The 17,114-nt window shown below is 40.0% G+C and carries 20 protein-coding genes and 1 tRNA gene; 9 read left to right on the top strand and 12 right to left on the bottom strand.

What is annotated here, in order from left to right; all coding sequences use genetic code 11:
• Nucleotides 1–276 precede the first annotated feature (276 nt).
• From H5968_RS03545 to H5968_RS03530, 4 genes are all read left to right on the top strand, one after another.
• Nucleotides 277–843 (top strand): thioredoxin family protein, encoded by a 567-nt coding sequence (locus H5968_RS03545; RefSeq protein ID WP_187038836.1) that lies wholly within the window; start codon nucleotides 277–279, stop codon nucleotides 841–843.
• Between the two features lie 86 nt (nucleotides 844–929).
• A complete protein-coding gene (gene pyrH, locus H5968_RS03540; protein WP_096568235.1) occupies nucleotides 930–1,658 on the top strand; it encodes a UMP kinase in 729 nt (242 codons plus the stop codon).
• The gene (gene frr / locus H5968_RS03535; protein ID WP_187038835.1) at nucleotides 1,645–2,193 is read left to right on the top strand and encodes a ribosome recycling factor; all 549 of its coding nucleotides are present in this window, start codon (nucleotides 1,645–1,647) and stop codon (nucleotides 2,191–2,193) included. The genes pyrH and frr overlap by 14 nt, the downstream gene beginning before the upstream one ends.
• Before the next feature lie 131 nt (nucleotides 2,194–2,324).
• Nucleotides 2,325–3,446 (top strand): geranylgeranyl reductase family protein, encoded by a 1,122-nt coding sequence (locus H5968_RS03530; RefSeq protein WP_187038834.1) that lies wholly within the window; start codon nucleotides 2,325–2,327, stop codon nucleotides 3,444–3,446.
• Between the two features lie 47 nt (nucleotides 3,447–3,493).
• Here H5968_RS03530 and H5968_RS03525 read toward each other — a convergent pair whose 3' ends face one another.
• The 3 genes from H5968_RS03525 to H5968_RS25440 all read right to left on the bottom strand — a co-directional run bounded on the left by H5968_RS03525 (nucleotide 3,494) and on the right by H5968_RS25440 (nucleotide 5,584).
• Nucleotides 3,494–4,363 (bottom strand): type II CAAX endopeptidase family protein, encoded by an 870-nt coding sequence (locus tag H5968_RS03525; RefSeq protein ID WP_187038833.1) that lies wholly within the window; start codon nucleotides 4,361–4,363, stop codon nucleotides 3,494–3,496.
• 201 nt (nucleotides 4,364–4,564) lie between these two features.
• The gene (locus tag H5968_RS03520; RefSeq protein WP_096568227.1) at nucleotides 4,565–5,002 is read right to left on the bottom strand and encodes an AbrB family transcriptional regulator; all 438 of its coding nucleotides are present in this window, start codon (nucleotides 5,000–5,002) and stop codon (nucleotides 4,565–4,567) included.
• A 450-nt stretch (nucleotides 5,003–5,452) separates the two neighbouring features.
• A complete protein-coding gene (locus H5968_RS25440; RefSeq protein ID WP_255427037.1) occupies nucleotides 5,453–5,584 on the bottom strand; it encodes a hypothetical protein in 132 nt (43 codons plus the stop codon).
• Nucleotides 5,585–6,492: 908 nt separating this feature from the next.
• Between H5968_RS25440 and H5968_RS03515 the strand changes: the two genes are divergently transcribed.
• Nucleotides 6,493–7,500, top strand: a complete 1,008-nt coding sequence (locus H5968_RS03515; protein ID WP_096568225.1) for a succinate dehydrogenase/fumarate reductase iron-sulfur subunit — start codon at nucleotides 6,493–6,495, stop codon at nucleotides 7,498–7,500.
• 67 nt (nucleotides 7,501–7,567) lie between these two features.
• Here H5968_RS03515 and H5968_RS03510 read toward each other — a convergent pair whose 3' ends face one another.
• From H5968_RS03510 to H5968_RS03500, 3 genes are all read right to left on the bottom strand, one after another.
• On the bottom strand, nucleotides 7,568–8,095 hold the full coding sequence (locus tag H5968_RS03510) for a PD40 domain-containing protein (protein ID WP_187038832.1): 528 nt from the start codon (nucleotides 8,093–8,095) through the stop codon (nucleotides 7,568–7,570).
• Between the two features lie 79 nt (nucleotides 8,096–8,174).
• Entirely contained in the window at nucleotides 8,175–8,735 is a 561-nt protein-coding gene (locus tag H5968_RS03505; RefSeq protein WP_096568222.1) for a TolB family protein, read from the bottom strand.
• A 46-nt stretch (nucleotides 8,736–8,781) separates the two neighbouring features.
• Nucleotides 8,782–9,696 carry a Ycf66 family protein gene (locus H5968_RS03500; RefSeq protein WP_137669202.1) on the bottom strand — a complete coding sequence of 305 codons (915 nt, stop codon included), beginning with the start codon at nucleotides 9,694–9,696 and terminating at the stop codon, nucleotides 8,782–8,784.
• 286 nt (nucleotides 9,697–9,982) lie between these two features.
• On the opposite strand from H5968_RS03500, the gene H5968_RS25435 reads away from it, so the two are divergent.
• The gene (locus H5968_RS25435; protein ID WP_255427042.1) at nucleotides 9,983–10,108 is read left to right on the top strand and encodes a hypothetical protein; all 126 of its coding nucleotides are present in this window, start codon (nucleotides 9,983–9,985) and stop codon (nucleotides 10,106–10,108) included.
• On the opposite strand, the gene psbX is transcribed toward H5968_RS25435, so the two are convergent.
• The gene (psbX, locus tag H5968_RS03495; RefSeq protein ID WP_096568218.1) at nucleotides 10,067–10,186 is read right to left on the bottom strand and encodes a photosystem II reaction center X protein; all 120 of its coding nucleotides are present in this window, start codon (nucleotides 10,184–10,186) and stop codon (nucleotides 10,067–10,069) included. The two genes, H5968_RS25435 and psbX, sit on opposite strands and share 42 nt — an antisense overlap.
• A gap of 211 nt (nucleotides 10,187–10,397) precedes the next feature.
• On the opposite strand from psbX, the gene H5968_RS03490 reads away from it, so the two are divergent.
• Complete coding sequence (locus H5968_RS03490) at nucleotides 10,398–10,691, top strand: YggT family protein (protein ID WP_187038831.1); 294 nt, start codon at nucleotides 10,398–10,400, stop codon at nucleotides 10,689–10,691.
• 126 nt (nucleotides 10,692–10,817) lie between these two features.
• On the opposite strand, the gene accC is transcribed toward H5968_RS03490, so the two are convergent.
• Nucleotides 10,818–12,164: an acetyl-CoA carboxylase biotin carboxylase subunit gene (gene accC / locus H5968_RS03485; RefSeq protein ID WP_187038830.1), complete on the bottom strand. Its 1,347-nt coding sequence runs from the start codon at nucleotides 12,162–12,164 to the stop codon at nucleotides 10,818–10,820.
• Nucleotides 12,165–12,601: 437 nt separating this feature from the next.
• Here accC and H5968_RS03480 point away from each other — a divergent pair.
• Nucleotides 12,602–12,682, top strand: a tRNA-Leu gene (locus tag H5968_RS03480).
• Between the two features lie 232 nt (nucleotides 12,683–12,914).
• Here the strand turns inward: H5968_RS03480 and H5968_RS03475 are convergent.
• The gene (locus H5968_RS03475) at nucleotides 12,915–14,012 is read right to left on the bottom strand and encodes a WD40 repeat domain-containing protein (protein ID WP_187038829.1); all 1,098 of its coding nucleotides are present in this window, start codon (nucleotides 14,010–14,012) and stop codon (nucleotides 12,915–12,917) included.
• Nucleotides 14,013–14,207: 195 nt separating this feature from the next.
• Between H5968_RS03475 and H5968_RS03470 the strand changes: the two genes are divergently transcribed.
• Nucleotides 14,208–15,416: a NupC/NupG family nucleoside CNT transporter gene (locus tag H5968_RS03470; RefSeq protein ID WP_187038828.1), complete on the top strand. Its 1,209-nt coding sequence runs from the start codon at nucleotides 14,208–14,210 to the stop codon at nucleotides 15,414–15,416.
• 80 nt (nucleotides 15,417–15,496) lie between these two features.
• Here H5968_RS03470 and H5968_RS03465 read toward each other — a convergent pair whose 3' ends face one another.
• The 3 genes from H5968_RS03465 to H5968_RS03455 all read right to left on the bottom strand — a co-directional run bounded on the left by H5968_RS03465 (nucleotide 15,497) and on the right by H5968_RS03455 (nucleotide 17,007).
• Nucleotides 15,497–15,931 (bottom strand): type II toxin-antitoxin system VapC family toxin, encoded by a 435-nt coding sequence (locus H5968_RS03465; RefSeq protein WP_255427036.1) that lies wholly within the window; start codon nucleotides 15,929–15,931, stop codon nucleotides 15,497–15,499.
• Nucleotides 15,903–16,139, bottom strand: coding sequence for a hypothetical protein (locus H5968_RS03460; RefSeq protein WP_187038826.1), 237 nt, complete (start codon nucleotides 16,137–16,139; stop codon nucleotides 15,903–15,905). Before H5968_RS03460 ends, H5968_RS03465 begins: the two co-directional genes overlap by 29 nt.
• Before the next feature lie 136 nt (nucleotides 16,140–16,275).
• Nucleotides 16,276–17,007, bottom strand: a complete 732-nt coding sequence (locus tag H5968_RS03455; RefSeq protein ID WP_187038825.1) for a metallophosphatase — start codon at nucleotides 17,005–17,007, stop codon at nucleotides 16,276–16,278.
• Nucleotides 17,008–17,114 lie beyond the last annotated feature (107 nt).

Genomic DNA, 17,114 nt, shown 5'->3' with positions numbered 1-17,114 from the left:
AAACCTGGAATTTTGAGCTTGGCATACTACATGAGAATTAGAGAAATATATGATACTTTACAGGGTTATTACAGAAAATTTACCCAAAAAACAACATTGTGGATGTTCAAAATAGCATAAATCCCAAATTCAGGAGGTTTTACAATTTACGCTAACTCAATTAGTATATAAAATGAATTTGGATAGAAAACAAATACTAAGGCTTAGTTTAGCATCTAAAAAACTAACGCTGAATTTGCATAAGTTTTTGTTCCTAGTTCCTTCTGGCAAAAAACAATGAATATACTAGAAACAATTGATACTCCTATCGGAAGCTACGCACCAGATTTTGAGTTGCCAGGAATTGATGGCAGTGTACACCATCTCAGCCGTTATCTAGATAATTTACGCTCAGTATGTGTAATTTCTATGTCTAACCACTGTCCTTATGTAAAAAAGTATATAGACAGGCTGAAAAAAATTCAAACAGAATTTTCACCTAGCAGCTTTACACTCATTGGACTAAATGGTAATGATGTGAATCCTGGGGAAGATATAAACCCTGGCTCAAACTTTGAAGATATGAAAGTTTTTGCCCAGCGCCATGAATTAAATTTCCCCTACCTATGGGACACAACACAAGATGTAACTCGTAGCTTTGGTGCTGTTAGCACACCAACGGCTTTTTTAATTGATAATGAAGGGATTGTGCGCTATAAAGGACAAATTGACGAACACCCTCAAGATCCATCAGCGACTGGGGAAGATTTTTTAAGAAATGCGATCGCCTCTTTATTTGAAGGTCAAGAAATCCAGCCAGCACAAACCCCACAACTGGGAACGCCATTAGTATGGCGAAAATAACGCAGAACTAGACACAGATTGCCACTGTACTGCTATCTTAAATTGGAGGCAATTGCAACTTATTTGATAAAATAAAACGTAACTTCATGGGAACGAATTACCGACGGGTTTTACTTAAACTGAGCGGTGAAGCCTTGATGGGCAACATGGGCTATGGCATTGATCCAGAAGTAGTCAAGGGAATAGCCGAAGAGTTGGCAGAGGTGGTAGCCACTGGCGTTCAAGTCGCTATCGTAGTTGGCGGTGGCAACATTTTCAGAGGCGTTAAGGCAGCATCAGCGGGAATGGACAGAGCAACCGCTGACTACATAGGAATGATTGCCACGGTAATGAATGCCATGACGCTACAAGACTCGCTAGAAAGGATAGGAATACAGACGCGGGTACAAACAGCGATCGCTATGCAAGAATTAGCAGAACCGTATATTCGTCGTCGTGCCATCCGTCATTTAGAAAAAGGACGGGTGGTAATTTTTGGTGCTGGTTCAGGAAATCCCTTCTTTACCACAGATACCACTGCGGCATTAAGAGCAGCAGAAATAGAAGCAGAAGTGATTTTTAAAGCCACCAAAGTAGACGGAATCTACGATGCTGACCCCACTATTTATCCTGAAGCCAAACGTTACACAACCCTCACTTACGCCCACGTTTTGGCTGAAGATTTGCGAGTCATGGATAGTACCGCAATTGCCTTATGTAAAGAAAATAATATTCCCATTCTGGTATTTGACCTAACAACGCGAGGAAATATTCACCGTGCAGTAATGGGAGAATCTATTGGCACTCTTGTGGGAGGTTCTTGTGAAATTAGCTGAAGCTGAAAGTACGATGCAAAAAACCGTTGAGGCTACTCAACGAGCTTTTAACACCATTCGCACTGGCCGCGCCAATGCGAGCCTACTCGATAAAGTACAGGTGGACTACTACGGTTCACCAACACCTCTAAAATCTCTGGCCAACATTTCCACACCAGATGCCTCAACCATTCTCATTCAGCCTTATGACAAGAAGAGTCTGAATATGGTGGAAAAGGCAATCTCCTTGTCAGATGTCGGTTTAACCCCCAGCAATGATGGTTCTGTAATTCGTTTGAACATCCCACCTTTGACATCTGACCGTCGTAGAGAATTTGCTAAACTCGCTGCTAAGTATGCCGAAGAAGGTCGAGTTGGTATTCGCAATATCCGTCGTGATGCTCTTGACTCAATTCGTAAACAAGAAAAAGCTGCGGAAATTTCCGAAGACGAATCACGAGATCAGCAAGATAAACTACAAAAACTAACCAACAAATATACAGCGAAAATCGACGACTTGCTGGCAGAGAAGGAAAAAGACATTACAACCGTCTAAATTGGGGACTGGGGACTGGGGACACTTCGACAAGCTCAGTGCATCGCTGGGGACTGGTGATGGGGTTATTAACCTCCCCTGCTCCCTGCTCCCTGCTCCCTGCCTCCTACCTATTCCCTATTCCCTTATTTATGTACGAATGTATCATTGTTGGTGCTGGTCCGGCGGGTGGATCAGCAGCTTATCATTTAGCCAAACAGGGACGCTCAGTATTAGTTTTAGAAAAAGCATCTCTGCCCAGATATAAACCTTGTGGTGGTGGTGTGTCACCAGCGATCGCTCAATGGTTTGATTTTGACTTTAGCCCTGCAATTTCCGTCAAAGCTGATTCTATACGTTTCACCTGGAAATTAGACGATTCTGTAGAAGCAAAAATTGCCACCAAAGAACCAGTCTGGATGGTGCGGCGAGATGTATTCGACCATTTTCTCGTTCAACAAGCTCAAAAACAAGGGGCAGAACTACGAGACAATACAGAAGTTACAGGTATTGAGTTTAAAAGTGATTATTGGCAAGTTAATACGGCTAACGGACAAGTCACAGGTCACTACTTAATTGCTGCGGATGGTGTTAAAGGTTCAATGCCCAAATGGCTAGGTTTCAAAGACCGGAAACGTCGTTTAGCAGGAGCATTAGAAGCAGAAATTCCGGCAAATGTAGAGAATAAATCCACAATTCACTTTGAGTTTGGTTTAGTCAAAAACGGTTATATCTGGAATTTTCCCAAAGCTGACGGTTACTCTCTCGGAGTCGGAACGTTTATTGGTGGCGAACCCCAGGACTTTAAAAAAATTTTGGATGAGTATGCCAAATATTTTAATGTAGATATTAAAACCAGCAAACAATATGGTTATCCCATATCCTTATGGGATGGTAATCAAAAACTGCATACCCAAAATGCTGTTTTAGCCGGTGAAGCTGCTTGTGTTGTTGACCCCTTTACCGCAGAAGGTATTCGCCCCTCAATTTTTAGCGGTGTCCTAGCCGCACAATTCATTAATGAGGCGCTTAGTGGTGATATCAACGCCTTGGAAAACTACACTGAGGCTATTCATGAACAATGGGGTTCAGAAATGGCTTGGGCGCAAAAATTAGCCGGCGCATTTTATCGCTTCCCTGGTATTGGCTACAAAGTCGGTGTTAAACGTCCCTCTGGCGCTCAAACTATGGGTAAAATCCTTTGTGGTGAATTGCGATATGGTGATGTAGCTGGTCGCGCTCTAAAACGTTTAATTCCTGGTTTTGGGGGTTAGGTAATTGGTAATTGGTGATTGGTGATTAGTTTTTTCCTACCCAATGCCTAAATCTCAACAAACCACCAAAGAATTATTCCTGTTACCAGAACACACAGAACCCCAGCTAATCCGGCTAGGGGTTTTTTGTTTTTACCTGTAACCCATTCTGAGACTTTCCCTGTATAAGTTATTAATCCTGCTGTATCTATGGTAGCGATCGCCCATACCCAACCCGCATGAAGTCCCCAAGCTATCCCCAAACTACCACCATCAGCTAACCTGGCCACTACCAACACCATTCCCATCAGCCATAAACCAGGTAGTTGCGGTATCGTTTCTTTTTGTTCCCAAACCAAATGCAGCAAGGCAAAAATCAAACTAGAAATAATCGCTGCTAACCAGATCGGGTAGTCTTTCTCCAGGGTTGTCAATAAAAAACCCCGAAATAATAACTCTTCTATCCCACCTACAAACAAAGCCACCAAAGAAATTGGTAGCAAAATTCCCGGAATTAATTTAATATTTGATTTTTCTAAATAGCACCAACCTAGCCAAAATTGACAGGTAAACACTATCACCAGTCCCAACACACCTAAACCCAAACCCAGCCACAAAGAACGCAAAATAGAAATATTCCCCACCAAGCCATAATTAGCAAAAGACCCCAGTCCTAACCAATTAATTCCCCAGAGAATTAAAGGTACTAATAGATAGAGAGATACCAATAAAGGAATTTTTTGCTCTGGCTGTAAAGGTTTATTAAGCTGCAAATTAAGTATGAAGGCGGATATCGCTGCTAATGGCAACCAACATACTACCCAAACCATAAAAAAAGCCATGACAAAAAATACTACTGGCGCATTTTTTAGCAACGCCAGTAATGTATTATTGACTGATGGCTCTATTAGTGAAAAGAAAACAGACGAAAAAATCACGATAGATTTCTAGCTCCCAGAGAGTTCTTGCTTATCCTTCAAAACTCTACTAGAATTCGTGACGCATACAAAATGTCAAATCTTATTTTGTTGTATGAACAAACCTTTAAACTACAAATACTATTTATTTGTAGGTGTAGGGAAGTGTAGGGATAAGAAAGCAAAGATTTATTTACAACTTACCCCTACTCTCAGAGAAATTTATTCCTCCTCTTCATTTTCTAAATCAGCTTCATCAGCTTCCACATCGGATGATGTCAATTTTTTATCACTTTCACCAAGTTGAATCAAATGAATATGCTTGTAACCTAACCGAATTTCAAACTCATCACCAGGTTTTAAACCCATTGCTTTGGTATAGGTAGCACCAATCACGATTTGACGATTTTGATGAACACTAACCCGGTATGTCGGTTCGCGACCACGTCCATCTTTAGGAGATTCTGGACTCAGAGGAATACCTCTAGCTGACAACAAAGCATCATAAAAATCGGTGAGATTTACACGCACCTGATTATTCTTGGTAACAGTGTAATAGCCGCACTGCTTCGCTCTTTCTCGACGTGGTAAATTAGAAAGCTCTTTTACTTTAGCCAGCAGTGCTTTTCCTGTTAATGGGGCGGTTGCAGTTTCTGTCATTATGTTCAAAATTTCCTTAATCTCTTGAAACAGTTCATCAATGTAGCCTGATTTTTACATTTGGCTTTTTAGCCAATGTCCAGAGCTACTGAAGACTTGAGGGTGAAGTGTGAATTCCTGCTGATATGATCAGCCCAAGTATCTCTATATATGGTTTTCCATATTCAATTAGAGATCATGGTTGTCACAGAATTTTATTCCGTTGATTGTACGGCATTTTTAACCATCATTCGCCATGAGAAAGAAAAATATTTTAATCTTTTGGCGCTAGTGTAGTGGTGTAATTTTAAGCCACCTTTACAAATCAGGTTAGTTCTACTCCTAAAAAGTTGTAGATACAATAAATTGCAGGTTTTTCACTTTCAGTGCTTGCCTTTCTTGCTCTTGAGTTGTAGGTTTGTACCCACTCGTCATTTCCAGCTTAGGACAGCATAGTATTTGCTGATGGTCTTAGAGACATACACCCTTGTGTCCAGCCGATAGAGACACAAATTTTCTTGTCTCTACATTACGAATCAACAAAGCAGTAGCAGCCGGACTTGTACGGACTTTGGTACTGGTTTTGTGACTTCGTAATTTCATATTAAATACTATCATGAACCAATAATAGCAAAATATTTGTTGAATTTAAAAAACAATTTGCAAATTATTTTTTTTTCAAATCACTGGAGTTGGGGACAGAAAAAGGAGTAAGGATTTTACTCTGGACTGATGGTCTCATGAGTATGGAGTCAAGACTTTTATAAAAGTTTATATAATTAGGCGAGACGTTTTGAGTGAGTGACTTAAATCTAGGTTTTCTTGATGGAGATCAGACAAAAAGCCTCTGGTATTTTTCACCCTGTTTATTAGGAGCAGGGAAAATATCGCCGATTATTCTCCACGTCTGTCTAGGGGAAGAATCAATTTACCACATCTATCCCTTGCTTGATAGCCATAACCAAATAATTGTCCGCCGCTTTAACACTTCTATATATTTAAAAAATTTTTATTTCGCTATTACTGGAAGACTTTTTACAAACAGGACTAAACTAAAGAAGTCTCAAGTGTAGAGGATAAACCAGTGAAGGGTACATCCCTCACCTCTTGTCAGAGAAAAGCAAAAAAATATTTGACAAATTGAACTTCCATGCCTAAGCTGCATTTGCTCAGGTAAACACATCGCTATGTTAAACACCTGCTAATACTGCTCAGTTCACAAAAGCAGGAGGTCGCTTTGCTGGAAGCAGTTTTTGTCACGGGGATTTATCACGCCTCCCACAACTTTGAATGAAGTCCGTTTTGAGACTCGATTGTTTCGATAAATTTCACTGACTGCACTTCTACAACTAAAATTTTAATGGTTATCCTTGAACTGGAATCATAAGCGCCTTCAGCATCAGCTTATTAGCCACTGAAGTTAAATAACGGGCTAATTTTTGACAACAACCTGCTTGTACTCATTATTTTGGCAGCAGGTAAGGCAATTTTTAGAATTTGGTTGGTAATATATGGAAGTTGTTTTTAAGATTATTCGCCAGCAGCAAAACTCTCACCCTGTTGTCCAAACTTATCCTTTACAGGTAGAACCAGGTAATACAATACTTGATTGCCTAAATCGGATCAAATGGGAACAAGATGGAACTTTAGCATTTCGCAAAAATTGCCGCAATACTATTTGTGGTAGCTGTGCTATGCGAATTAATGGACGTTCAGCTTTAGCCTGTAAAGAAAATGTTGGCAGCGAACTAGCTAGATTGCAAAAAATTTCATCATCTTCATTATCGACAAACCATAATCATACCATTAATGAAATCACGATCGCTCCTTTGGGAAATATGCCCGTGATTAAGGATTTGGTCGTAGATATGAGTAGTTTTTGGGATAATTTAGAAGCGGTTGCACCTTATGTCAGTACAGCAGCGCGACAAGTACCAGAAAAAGAATTTTTGCAAACACCACAAGAGCGATCGCTTCTCGATCAAACAGGTAATTGTATTATGTGTGGTGCTTGTTATTCAGAATGCAACGCCCGTGAAGTTAATTCCGATTTTGTAGGTCCCCACGCTCTCGCCAAAGCGTACCGCATGGTGGCAGATTCCCGCGATAGTAACCAAGAAAATCGCTTGGAAAATTACAACGAAGGAACTAAAGGTGTTTGGGGTTGTACTCGTTGTTTTTATTGCGACTCTGTTTGTCCAATGGAAGTTGCACCATTAGAACAAATTACCAAAATTAAACAAGAAATTCTTGACCGCAAAAAAGCCAGTGATAGCCGTTCCATTCGTCACCGCAAAGTATTGGTTGAGCTAGTTAAAGCAGGTGGTTGGATTGATGAACGTCAATTTGGTATCCAAGTAGTTGGTAATTATTTCCGTGATTTAAAAGGATTACTTAGTCTTGCACCTCTGGGTTTACGGATGTTAGTCAGGGGTAAATTTCCCCTCTCCTTTGAACCCTCAGAAGGTACTCAACAAGTGCGATCGCTCATTGAATCAGTTAAATCTGGTGATTGGTGATTGGTGATTGGTGATTGGTGATTGGGTAGTAATTTATAATTATGAATTATCAATTATCAATTATCAATTACCTTGGGTCTTGGGGGATATTCAATTTTTGTCCAAACCTGTCATACAGTAAAATATCCCATTGCCCATTATTGCTATACTCAAACGCAATTCTACTACCATCAGCACTAATTGTAGGATTGCGGACTTCTGCTTGCAGATTAGCAGTTAAATTTCTGGATTGTCGAGTTTCTCGATCATAAAGAAAAATAAAGGAGCGCCCCTGACGACTCCCAGCAAAAACCACAAAACGACCATCTTGAGTCACAGAAGGATGATCAGCAATAGTATCAAAAGAATTTAAACCTAGTAAATCTACTAGATTTTGTGTAACAGTATCAAACATATAAATATCCTGGCTACCGCGACGATTAGTAGTAAAAACAATATATCTGCCCGAAATTTGCGGATTTAACTCCGAAGCTGAACTGTTTAAACCGCGACCACCGGGATCAAAGGGATAACTTAATATACGCGGATAACCAAAACACCCAGTTAACAAAGTTGAACTTAATAATAAAAATAAAAGTAATTTGTCATTAGTCATTAGTTATTAGTCATTAGTTATTAGTTATTAGTTATTAGTTATTTTTCCCAGTCACCAGTCACCAGTCACCAGTCACCAGTCACCTATCACCAGTCACCGTTGCACCATTAGGAATATCTAATTCTACAGTGGGTCCTCGGTCTAAAACTTCAATATCCCATTGTCCACGACTGGCAGATTCAAACACTATATAACGTCCATCAGGACTGATATGAGGATTTCTGATCCAGCCGCGATAGGTAGGAGTAATGATTTGTGATTGTTTCATAGCGCGATCATAAAGTGCTATCACTGGTCTACCTTGGTCACTCGTGAGGTAACAAATATAACGACCTGTGTAGCTGAGACTGGGACTTTCAGCAACAGTTTCTCGTCGGTTTAAACTGGGAGTGGGAATAAAACTTTGGGTTTCCAAGTCGTACATCAACAATTGCTGATTACCATTACGATTAGAGACAAAGGCCAAAAAGCGTCCGTTGCCACTCAAAGCCGGTTGTTCCTCAGTATAACGACTGTTTAGAGAATAAACCCCAACCGGAATCTCACCAGCACCACAAGACACAAGCAACCCACTCAGGCTAAAAATTAGGCTCCAACGAATACGCTTTTGGAGCCACAATACAGATGTAAATTTTTTCACATCAACCGCTTTCCGTCGCCCTTGAAATTACCATCAGCTAAATGTTTTAAACATCATCAAAGTCATTGGTATTACCTGAATCCTCATTGGGAGTTTCCAGAGGTTTATATGGTACATAATCAGTAGGTATAGCCTCATCTTCATTCCTTTCTCTGCGAGAAGGTGAATCAGCAGATGGACGACGTTTTCTAGGTCTAGGTGTAACATCATCCTCACGGCTTTCTGGGCGTTGAGGTCTGTTATTACTGCGACGTGACGGTTTTCTTACTTCCTCTTGGGGACTTTCCCAGTCATCAACTTCCTTAGAAACAGAACCCCAATTTTCTTGTTCAAAACTATCACTCTTGAGACTTACGGAACGTCCAGAACTCGGACGACGTTTCCTTTCGGCTGTTTCTGGTTTTTCCCTGCTACTGCGGCGTTCTGTTCGTCGTGGGGGTTGTTCCTCATAATAATTATCACGGCTGGAACGATCATCTCGGCTACCACGAATCCTGGGACGTGGGGGACGTTCTTCTTCTTCCTCTTCGTAATAAGGTAGCGGTTCTAAATCGGCATCCATTTCCGCTTGATAATTACGGCGATCAGAGTAAGAATATTTTCTGCTGACTTCTCGCTCATCATCCACAATGGGAGTATTGCGTTTCGCTTGTTGAGTAGCAATACTTCGCAGACGAATACTTTCAACAGCAAAAAATACAGTAGAACCAACTAACAGCAACTGACCAAACTGCAAAATCGGGTCAAGTCGCCATCCTTGGAAGATCAGAATAAAACCACACAGTAAGCCAACCGCCGCAAAAAAGATATCTTGATCTCGTGACAGTTCCGGGCGCACGGTGCGAAGAAAATATAGTGCTGCCCCAGCCACAGCCAGGAAAATTCCTAGAACACTGGCTGAGTTAGCCCCAAAATTTACCTGAGCCAAAACACTGGCTGAGTTCAGCCCAAAATTTATCATTGCTCTTTTCCCAATATCACATCTATGTTAGCGAGTCATCTAATTTTGCATTTTAGATTTTGGATTTTGGATTTACCACACGGACTAATCCGGGGACTTGTAGCATCAATTATTGCTAACAATTAAAATTACTATTTTAACTATTGACAATATATTTAAGCTTCAAAGCATCTAGCAAATAAGCTCTGAAGCTGTTTACAATTTTTGGTGATAGGTGACTGGTGATTGGGGAAAAGGTGATTGGGCAAAAGGTGATAGTTGATAGTTGATAGTTGATAGTTGATAGTTGATTGGGAAATATCAAATTGATTACCCAGTCCCCAGTCCCCAGTCTCCAGTCACCATTCCCCATTCCCCAGTCCCCAATTGCTTAATTGCGTTGGATTTTATCTTTCTGGCTGATGAAAATTAAACCAACAGTAGCGGGGATGACCACAATAGCAGTACCCCAAAGGAGACTCCAAAGAAAATTTGCTAAAGAGGGTGTCATAGTTCTCAACCTTTTTTTTTACATAATTCATTTTAATTTTAATGGTGTATCAGTTCCTTGAGAAGCCAAGAAAACTTTTCAGCTATTATTTTCTGAGGCCAGAAAATGCCGGCATTTAGTTAAGATGGGAGTGAGAAGGCTTTACAAAGCTTAAAATTTTCTAGATTACACTACCACTTGTTGATTTTTGGAAAGACGGTAACTTAAAGCTATGACAGGTGTTAACTTAACTACTTGGATTCTTGGACCCTTGTTGGGTGTGATGATTTTTTTGTTTATTTTCCGCATTATTCTCACTTGGTATCCTCAAGCAAATCTTAACCGTTTACCTTTTAATCTCATTTCTTGGCCAACTGAACCATTTTTAATGCTGTTAAGAAAGGTAGTACCTCCTATTGGTGGGGTTGATATCACTCCGATTATTTGGGTGGGTATTTTCAGCTTAGTTAGGGAAATTTTATTGGGTCAGCAAGGATTACTAACCATGATGGCGCGTGTTAGTTAGGAGGCAGGAGGCAGGAGGCAGGAGAAATGAAAATTGTAACTTTTGCATTTTCCTATTCCCTATTCCCTATTCCCTATTCCCTATTCCCTATTCCCTGTTCCCTGTTCCCTGTTCCCTGTTCCCTAATCACTGTAATTTCATATCCTGGATAAAGCTGGTATAAACTTGACCTTGTAAAAATTGCGGGTTTTCCATGATTTTTTGATGAAAGGGGATAGTTGTAGGTAGTCCAGTGATTGCACACTCTCTTAATGCCCGTTTCATTCGGTTAATAGCTGTGGCGCGGTCGGGTCCCCAAACTATTAACTTACCGATGAGAGAGTCGTAATAAGGGGGAATTTGGTAATCTGTGTATACATGGGAATCAATTCTTACTCCTGGGCCTCCTGGTGGGAGATAACCGCTAATTTTACCGGGTGCTGGACGAAAATCATGATCTGGATCTTCGGCGTTGATACGGCATTCTATGGCATGACCCCTTAAAATTACCTGGTCTTGGGTTAATTTGAGTCTTTCACCTTGGGCAATGCGAATTTGTTCTACTAGCAGGTCTACACCCGTTACCATTTCTGTGACTGGATGCTCAACTTGGATACGGGTGTTCATTTCCATGAAGTAGAAATGACCAGATTTATCGAGGAGAAATTCTATAGTTCCTGCACCAGTGTAGTTGATAAACTGGGCGGCTCTGACGGCTGCTTGTCCCATTTTTTCTCGCAGTTCTTGGTCAAGGGCGGGACTGGGAGCTTCTTCTAACAACTTTTGGTTACGGCGTTGAATGGAACAGTCTCTTTCACCTAAATGAATTACATTACCGTAGTTATCCGCTAATATTTGAAATTCTATATGGCGCGGACGCTCGATAAATTTTTCTATATAAACGCCAGCATTACCAAAAGCTGCTCCTGCTTCTCCTTGGGCTGCATGGAAAAGTTTGACAAATTCATCTTGGGAACGGACAAGCCGCATTCCCCGACCTCCACCGCCAGCGGTGGCTTTAATCATGACAGGGTAGCCGATTTCTTTGGCGATCGCTAATCCTTCGGCTTCTGTCTCTACTAACCCATCACTTCCGGGTACTGTGGGAACTCCGGCTTTTTGCATGGTTTCTTTAGCAGTAGACTTATCCCCCATTAAGCGAATTGCTTCGGGAGTGGGTCCAATAAAGGCAATTTGATGATCTGCACAAATTTCCGCAAATCTGGCATTTTCCGCCAAAAACCCATAACCAGGATGAATCGCAGTAGCACCGCGTGTTAACGCAGCCGCAATAATATTGGGAATATTCAGATAACTTTTACCGCTTGCTGGTTCGCCAATACAAACCGCTTCATCAGCTAGTTGTACGTGCAAAGCATTTCGGTCAACAGTAGAGTGAATAGCAACTGTAGAAATTCCCATTTCTTCACAAGCGCGGAGAATGCGAAGAGCTATTTCTCCCCGATTAGCAATTAAAATTTTGTCAAACTTCATTTTCTAGCTGTGATATTAGTACCAGTAGATTGACATTTTCTCCCATCTCATTCAAATAAAGCTGTCGCATTACTGTAAATTCTCATAAATTTATCAGGTGACTGGTGATTGGTGACTGGTGATAGGTGATTGGTGATTGGTGATTGGTGACTGGGAATATGAATCACCTAATCCCGCATTTCTCACAAACAATGCGATCACAATCTATATAATCCTTATAGGAAAACGGTTTCTGGTATTTTTCACCGGGTTGATTTTTGACGCAGTGTAAAAACCCAGAATCCATATTTTATAAGGGTTTGAGGATTTTGCTGAGAAATCCGGGCTAATTACCCATTACCAATTACCCATTCCCTGATTAAAACATTTGGAAAAAATTTTGGAAAATATCTTTCATTATTGATTTTTTATGCTATAGTAGTTTTCTAGGCAACCGTGCGGATGTGGCGGAATTGGTATACGCGCACGCTTGAGGTGCGTGTGGCTTTGCCTTGCGAGTTCGAGTCTCGCCATCCGCATTAATATTTTTCAAAATTGAATAAATTGATGACAAGAGTTGAAGCGTAATTTGAGATTTATTTGAGTATCCCACAGAGGAGGAATAACGAAGCGATCGCAAAAACCACAGGATTATGTGATTACTTGCGCTCGTAATGACAATTTCAGGGGTCTATAACGCCTGAAACCCTTGCAGATACCACTTGTGTGTACACCGTAGGCCTTTAGGCAGGGGATTGTCAATGTCCCTGATTATCGCCTACCGAAACCTTGACCCCTGCTGCCTGGTGACCAAATAATTAATTCACCGTTCTTACCTCCAGCTGCTAATTTAGATTCATGAGGATGCCAAGAAAGGCAGGAAAATCCGTTGTTAGCACCATAAAGAACTTGTAGCAATCGTTTACTTTGATTCCATAAACAAACGCTACCATCTTCAGAAGCAGAAGCTAATAAATGGGTATTGGGTTGAAATTGAATTGATAGGATATTACCTTCATGTCTGGGTAATACTCTACTATCCCAGTTATCAGCATTTTTTTCCCAGATTACTATCCCTTCTACACTGGAAGCAGCTAATAAAGGTGCGCCTGATTTTGTCGATGTATCTGACCATGCTAAATTGCGAACTTTACCAGGAAAACCACGCATTACCCAAGGATTTGGGTCATTCCACTCCAAAACCGTGATCGAGCGATCCATATTCCCAGAAGCAATATATTTACCATCTGTTGACCACAGTATCACCAAACTGGTTGAATCTACTGGTATAACAGAAGGGTCATCATCCCAATTTGCGGACATCCAAAATTTCACACTCTGATAACCCGCAATGGCTAAACTTTCACCATTGGGATGCCAAGTAATATGTTGGACAGAGGAGGTATCAAAATTCAGGGTGGTTTCTATGTTACCTGTGTCTGCGTTCCATACCTGGACATAGCGACCACAGCTAAAAGCTAGTTGATTTTTGGTGGGACTCCAGTCCATGCGGTCTACCCAGGTACGGTTATTTTCTAGAACTGTGATTAGTTCTGCTTCCTCTGACTGTAAACGCCAAATTTTTACTTGGCCATTTTGTCCACCTGCGGCTAAAAATTGTCCATCTTTGGAAAAAACCAGGCTATTTATAGATTCTCCGTCAGAGGTTTGTAAATATTTGACTAAATATTTAACTAAATATTTAACTAATTGCTGTTCTGGACTACGGTATAAAACTACTTCTCCTGCTGCTGAACTCGCTGCCAGAATTTTACCTTGGGATGACCAGGCGATCGCTGTTACATAATCTGACAACATCCCCTCCCAAATCTGCTCAAACTCACCCTGTATCTTTGTTTTTAAGGACATAATTAATACTTGGTTATATTTGTACTATTTTTTGTAATGTCTAATAATTTACTTGTGATTTATTTTTACAGCCTAGCAGCAATAAGAATCATTCTCATGATAGCGCAAATAGTCTCATAACACAAGATTTTCTTATATTGAGTTTTAAAGCGTTAAAAAGATTACTATTTTTATGAATGTTATTTAGGAATCAACATGGAAAGGGTTATTTCGGCACTTGGTATTTTAGTATTTATTGGTATATCCTATGCAATTTCTGTTAACCGTCATGCTGTGCGTTGGCGAACAATTGCTTGGGGTTTGGGTTTAGAATTTATTTTAGCATTGGTAATTCTTAAAACTTCTTGGGGTTTAAAAGTCTTTAAATCTTTGGGGGATATTATCGGTAATTTCTTAGCTTTTTCTGATGTCGGTGCTAAATTTGTCTTTGGTGAAAATTTCAAAGATCATTTTTTTGCTTTTCAAGTTTTACCAACGATCATCTTTTTCTCTTCATTCATTGGTGTTTTATATCACTATGGTATTTTACAGAGGGTAGTCAGTACCTTGGCCTGGGTAATGATGAAAACCATGAAAACATCGGGTTCTGAATCTTTATCCTGCGCTGGTAATATCTTTTTAGGTCCGACAGAAGCGGCGTTAATGGTTAAGCCTTATGTAGCAAACATGACTCAATCAGAACTATTTGCGGTGATGACTGGTGGTTTTGCGACTATCGCCGGTGGTGTACTGGGTGCTTACCTTTCTTTCGGTATTCCCGCAGAACATTTAGTAGCTGCTTTTTTTATGACTGCTCCTACTTCTTTGATAGTATCAAAGTTAATCTATCCAGAAACAGAAGTATCGGAAACTGCTGGTAAAGTCAATGTGGAAACAAAGAGTAATTCTGTCAATGTCATTGACGCAGCAACCACTGGGGCGCTTGATGGTGTTAAGTTAGCGGTGAATGTGGGTGTAATGATTATTGCCTTTTTGGGTTTACTGGCTGCTGTAAATGCCTTGTTAGGATGGTTGGGAACGCTTGTAGGTTTACCGCAATTATCCTTAGAATGGATGTTATCTTTTATTATGTTTCCCGTTGCTTGGTTGATGGGTATACCTTGGGCTGATTGTGGTAAAATCGGGGCTTTATTGGGGAAAAAGACGATTTTAAATGAATTTTTGGCATATTTAGATTTAAGTGAACTGATTAAGCAAGAGCAAATTTCCCAACGTTCTATAATTATTGCTACTTATGCTTTATGTAATTTTGCTAATATTGGCACAATTGGGATTACTATTGGTAGTATGACTGGTATGGCTCCTAAGCGTCAACATGATTTAGCGCGGATGGGTGTTAAATCTATGATTGGGGGATTACTTTCAGGTTTTATTACTGCTGGTATTGCAGGGATGTTGATTTAAGTGAACATTTAGGTTTTCTGTGCAGATCAAATTTTTCAATTGATTTGTTAGGCTGATGGATGTAAAGGTATTGTAAATTGTTAGTTTCTTAATAATGCTCGAAACCCTGCCTGATGAAAATGGATATCAGCAGTTAGTGCATCAGTAATTCCTCGATTCTGCATCACAATGAACGATATGCAATCAACCAAACCCCATTCTTTATCTTCTCGTTGTTTGAACAAATTAAATGCCGCTGTATATAACTCCTTCGTTAATAACACTACTTCAATATTAGGATCAGCTTCGAGAGATTCCAAAAGTTGAATGGCCGCTATTCTGTATTTTTGTTTAGAAAGTGCATTACCAATTTCTAGTAATATTGGTTGAGTGGTTACTAAACGAGTTTTGTTAGCCTCAAGCTGATTGGCAATTTGCACAGCCATGAGATGATTTTGATCTGTAAGAGAAGATAAAGCAATAGCAAAAGAAGTATCTAAAAAAACCTCAATCATGAACAGAAACCGTTTCTTCATACAAATACTGGTCAATTTTTTCTGACCAATCTGGTTCACCTTGCAACTGCAAAGATTGAGCAGTTTGAAGAAAGGTTTTAGGTTGTTTTTGTTCGTTGGGTAAAATAGTTTCAACAATAATCCGCACCCTCGTACCTACTGCTAGATTTAAAGGTGCTTCTAGTTGCAGGGCTGTACCATCAAATATGCCTTCGAGTTCTTGGATCATGGTTTTGTAAAAACTATGGAATGTTTTCAGTATAGCTTAAAATTTATCTTCGTTGCATCAACCCAACCTACTAGAGCGATATAAAATTTGGGAATTAAACACCAGATTTAAATTATTTTTGAAATTCTTTTTGAAATTATTTGCTCTCATCCCCTTGAAATCCTTTTTTATTCCCATAATAAACAGTTTTAAATTCCACTTGATTATTGTTAGGATTATAAAGAGTATAAGTTGCTTGACCAGGAATACGTCCCACATTTCCCACACCAATCACTTGACGGGGTGAAACTGTTACCGTTTGCGGAGAAATTTTACTGTCAAGAGTGGTAATTTCACTCATAACAGAACCCCCTTGTAACTGATATTGAAAAGTTAAACCAGAACGACCACAAAACAAATTATTTGCTTGCATTCTTGAGAGTCTATCTAACATTTGAACCGGGGCAGTTTCTGGAGTCAGTTCATCACTCACACCAAGAGATGAACCATGAATTAATAAACAATCTAATTCAAAAAAACCAAAATCCAAACTTCTCAACCATTGTACAGTTGAACGAGAAACACAGTCCCATAACATCTTGACTGCATCACCCCCATATTTTGCTAATAACTCAGGACTATCCCCAGAGGGTCCTAAACCATGTAAATTTAAACATTGTTCTTCCCACCAACCTTTACAAATCATTGGTTCTAACTCACCACGACGGGGAGATTTTACCCTTTCTACCAGTTGTTCAGATTCTTTAGTTGGTCCAACTAAATCACCCAAAATATATAAAGCATCTACATAACGTTGACGCTTAATATCAGCCATCACAGCTTCATAAGCTGCTAAATTACCTTCAATTCCACTCAAAATAACCCACATAGTTTGATTTTAGATTTTAGATTTTAGATTTTAGATTTTAGATTTTAGATTAGGAGTCAGGAGTCAGAAGGCAGAAGGGAAATATTTTTCCCCAGTCCCCAGTCCCC

The organism is Sphaerospermopsis sp. LEGE 00249, assembly GCF_014299995.1.
Taxonomy (GTDB): domain Bacteria; phylum Cyanobacteriota; class Cyanobacteriia; order Cyanobacteriales; family Nostocaceae; genus Sphaerospermopsis; species Sphaerospermopsis kisseleviana.
The sequence above is the reverse complement of the archived record's forward strand: the minus strand, read 5'-3'. Positions and strand labels throughout refer to the sequence as shown.

Excerpts from the sequence above, each read along its gene's own strand:
- H5968_RS03490 (WP_187038831.1), top strand. The coding sequence starts at position 10,398 with ATGACAGGTGTTAACTTAACTACTTGGATTCTTGGACCCTTGTTGGGT.
- H5968_RS03545 (WP_187038836.1), top strand. The coding sequence starts at position 277 with ATGAATATACTAGAAACAATTGATACTCCTATCGGAAGCTACGCACCA.
- H5968_RS03530 (WP_187038834.1), top strand. The coding sequence starts at position 2,325 with ATGTACGAATGTATCATTGTTGGTGCTGGTCCGGCGGGTGGATCAGCA.
- H5968_RS03460 (WP_187038826.1), bottom strand. The coding sequence starts at position 16,139 with ATGATCCAAGAACTCGAAGGCATATTTGATGGTACAGCCCTGCAACTA.
- psbX (WP_096568218.1), bottom strand. The coding sequence starts at position 10,186 with ATGACACCCTCTTTAGCAAATTTTCTTTGGAGTCTCCTTTGGGGTACT.
- H5968_RS03500 (WP_137669202.1), bottom strand. The coding sequence starts at position 9,696 with ATGATAAATTTTGGGCTGAACTCAGCCAGTGTTTTGGCTCAGGTAAAT.
- H5968_RS03520 (WP_096568227.1), bottom strand. The coding sequence starts at position 5,002 with ATGACAGAAACTGCAACCGCCCCATTAACAGGAAAAGCACTGCTGGCT.
- pyrH (WP_096568235.1), top strand. The coding sequence starts at position 930 with ATGGGAACGAATTACCGACGGGTTTTACTTAAACTGAGCGGTGAAGCC.
- H5968_RS03475 (WP_187038829.1), bottom strand. The coding sequence starts at position 14,012 with ATGTCCTTAAAAACAAAGATACAGGGTGAGTTTGAGCAGATTTGGGAG.
- H5968_RS03465 (WP_255427036.1), bottom strand. The coding sequence starts at position 15,931 with ATGAAGAAACGGTTTCTGTTCATGATTGAGGTTTTTTTAGATACTTCT.
- H5968_RS03510 (WP_187038832.1), bottom strand. The coding sequence starts at position 8,095 with ATGACTAATGACAAATTACTTTTATTTTTATTATTAAGTTCAACTTTG.
- accC (WP_187038830.1), bottom strand. The coding sequence starts at position 12,164 with ATGAAGTTTGACAAAATTTTAATTGCTAATCGGGGAGAAATAGCTCTT.
- H5968_RS25440 (WP_255427037.1), bottom strand. The coding sequence starts at position 5,584 with ATGAAATTACGAAGTCACAAAACCAGTACCAAAGTCCGTACAAGTCCG.
- H5968_RS03515 (WP_096568225.1), top strand. The coding sequence starts at position 6,493 with ATGGAAGTTGTTTTTAAGATTATTCGCCAGCAGCAAAACTCTCACCCT.
- H5968_RS03470 (WP_187038828.1), top strand. The coding sequence starts at position 14,208 with ATGGAAAGGGTTATTTCGGCACTTGGTATTTTAGTATTTATTGGTATA.
- H5968_RS03455 (WP_187038825.1), bottom strand. The coding sequence starts at position 17,007 with ATGTGGGTTATTTTGAGTGGAATTGAAGGTAATTTAGCAGCTTATGAA.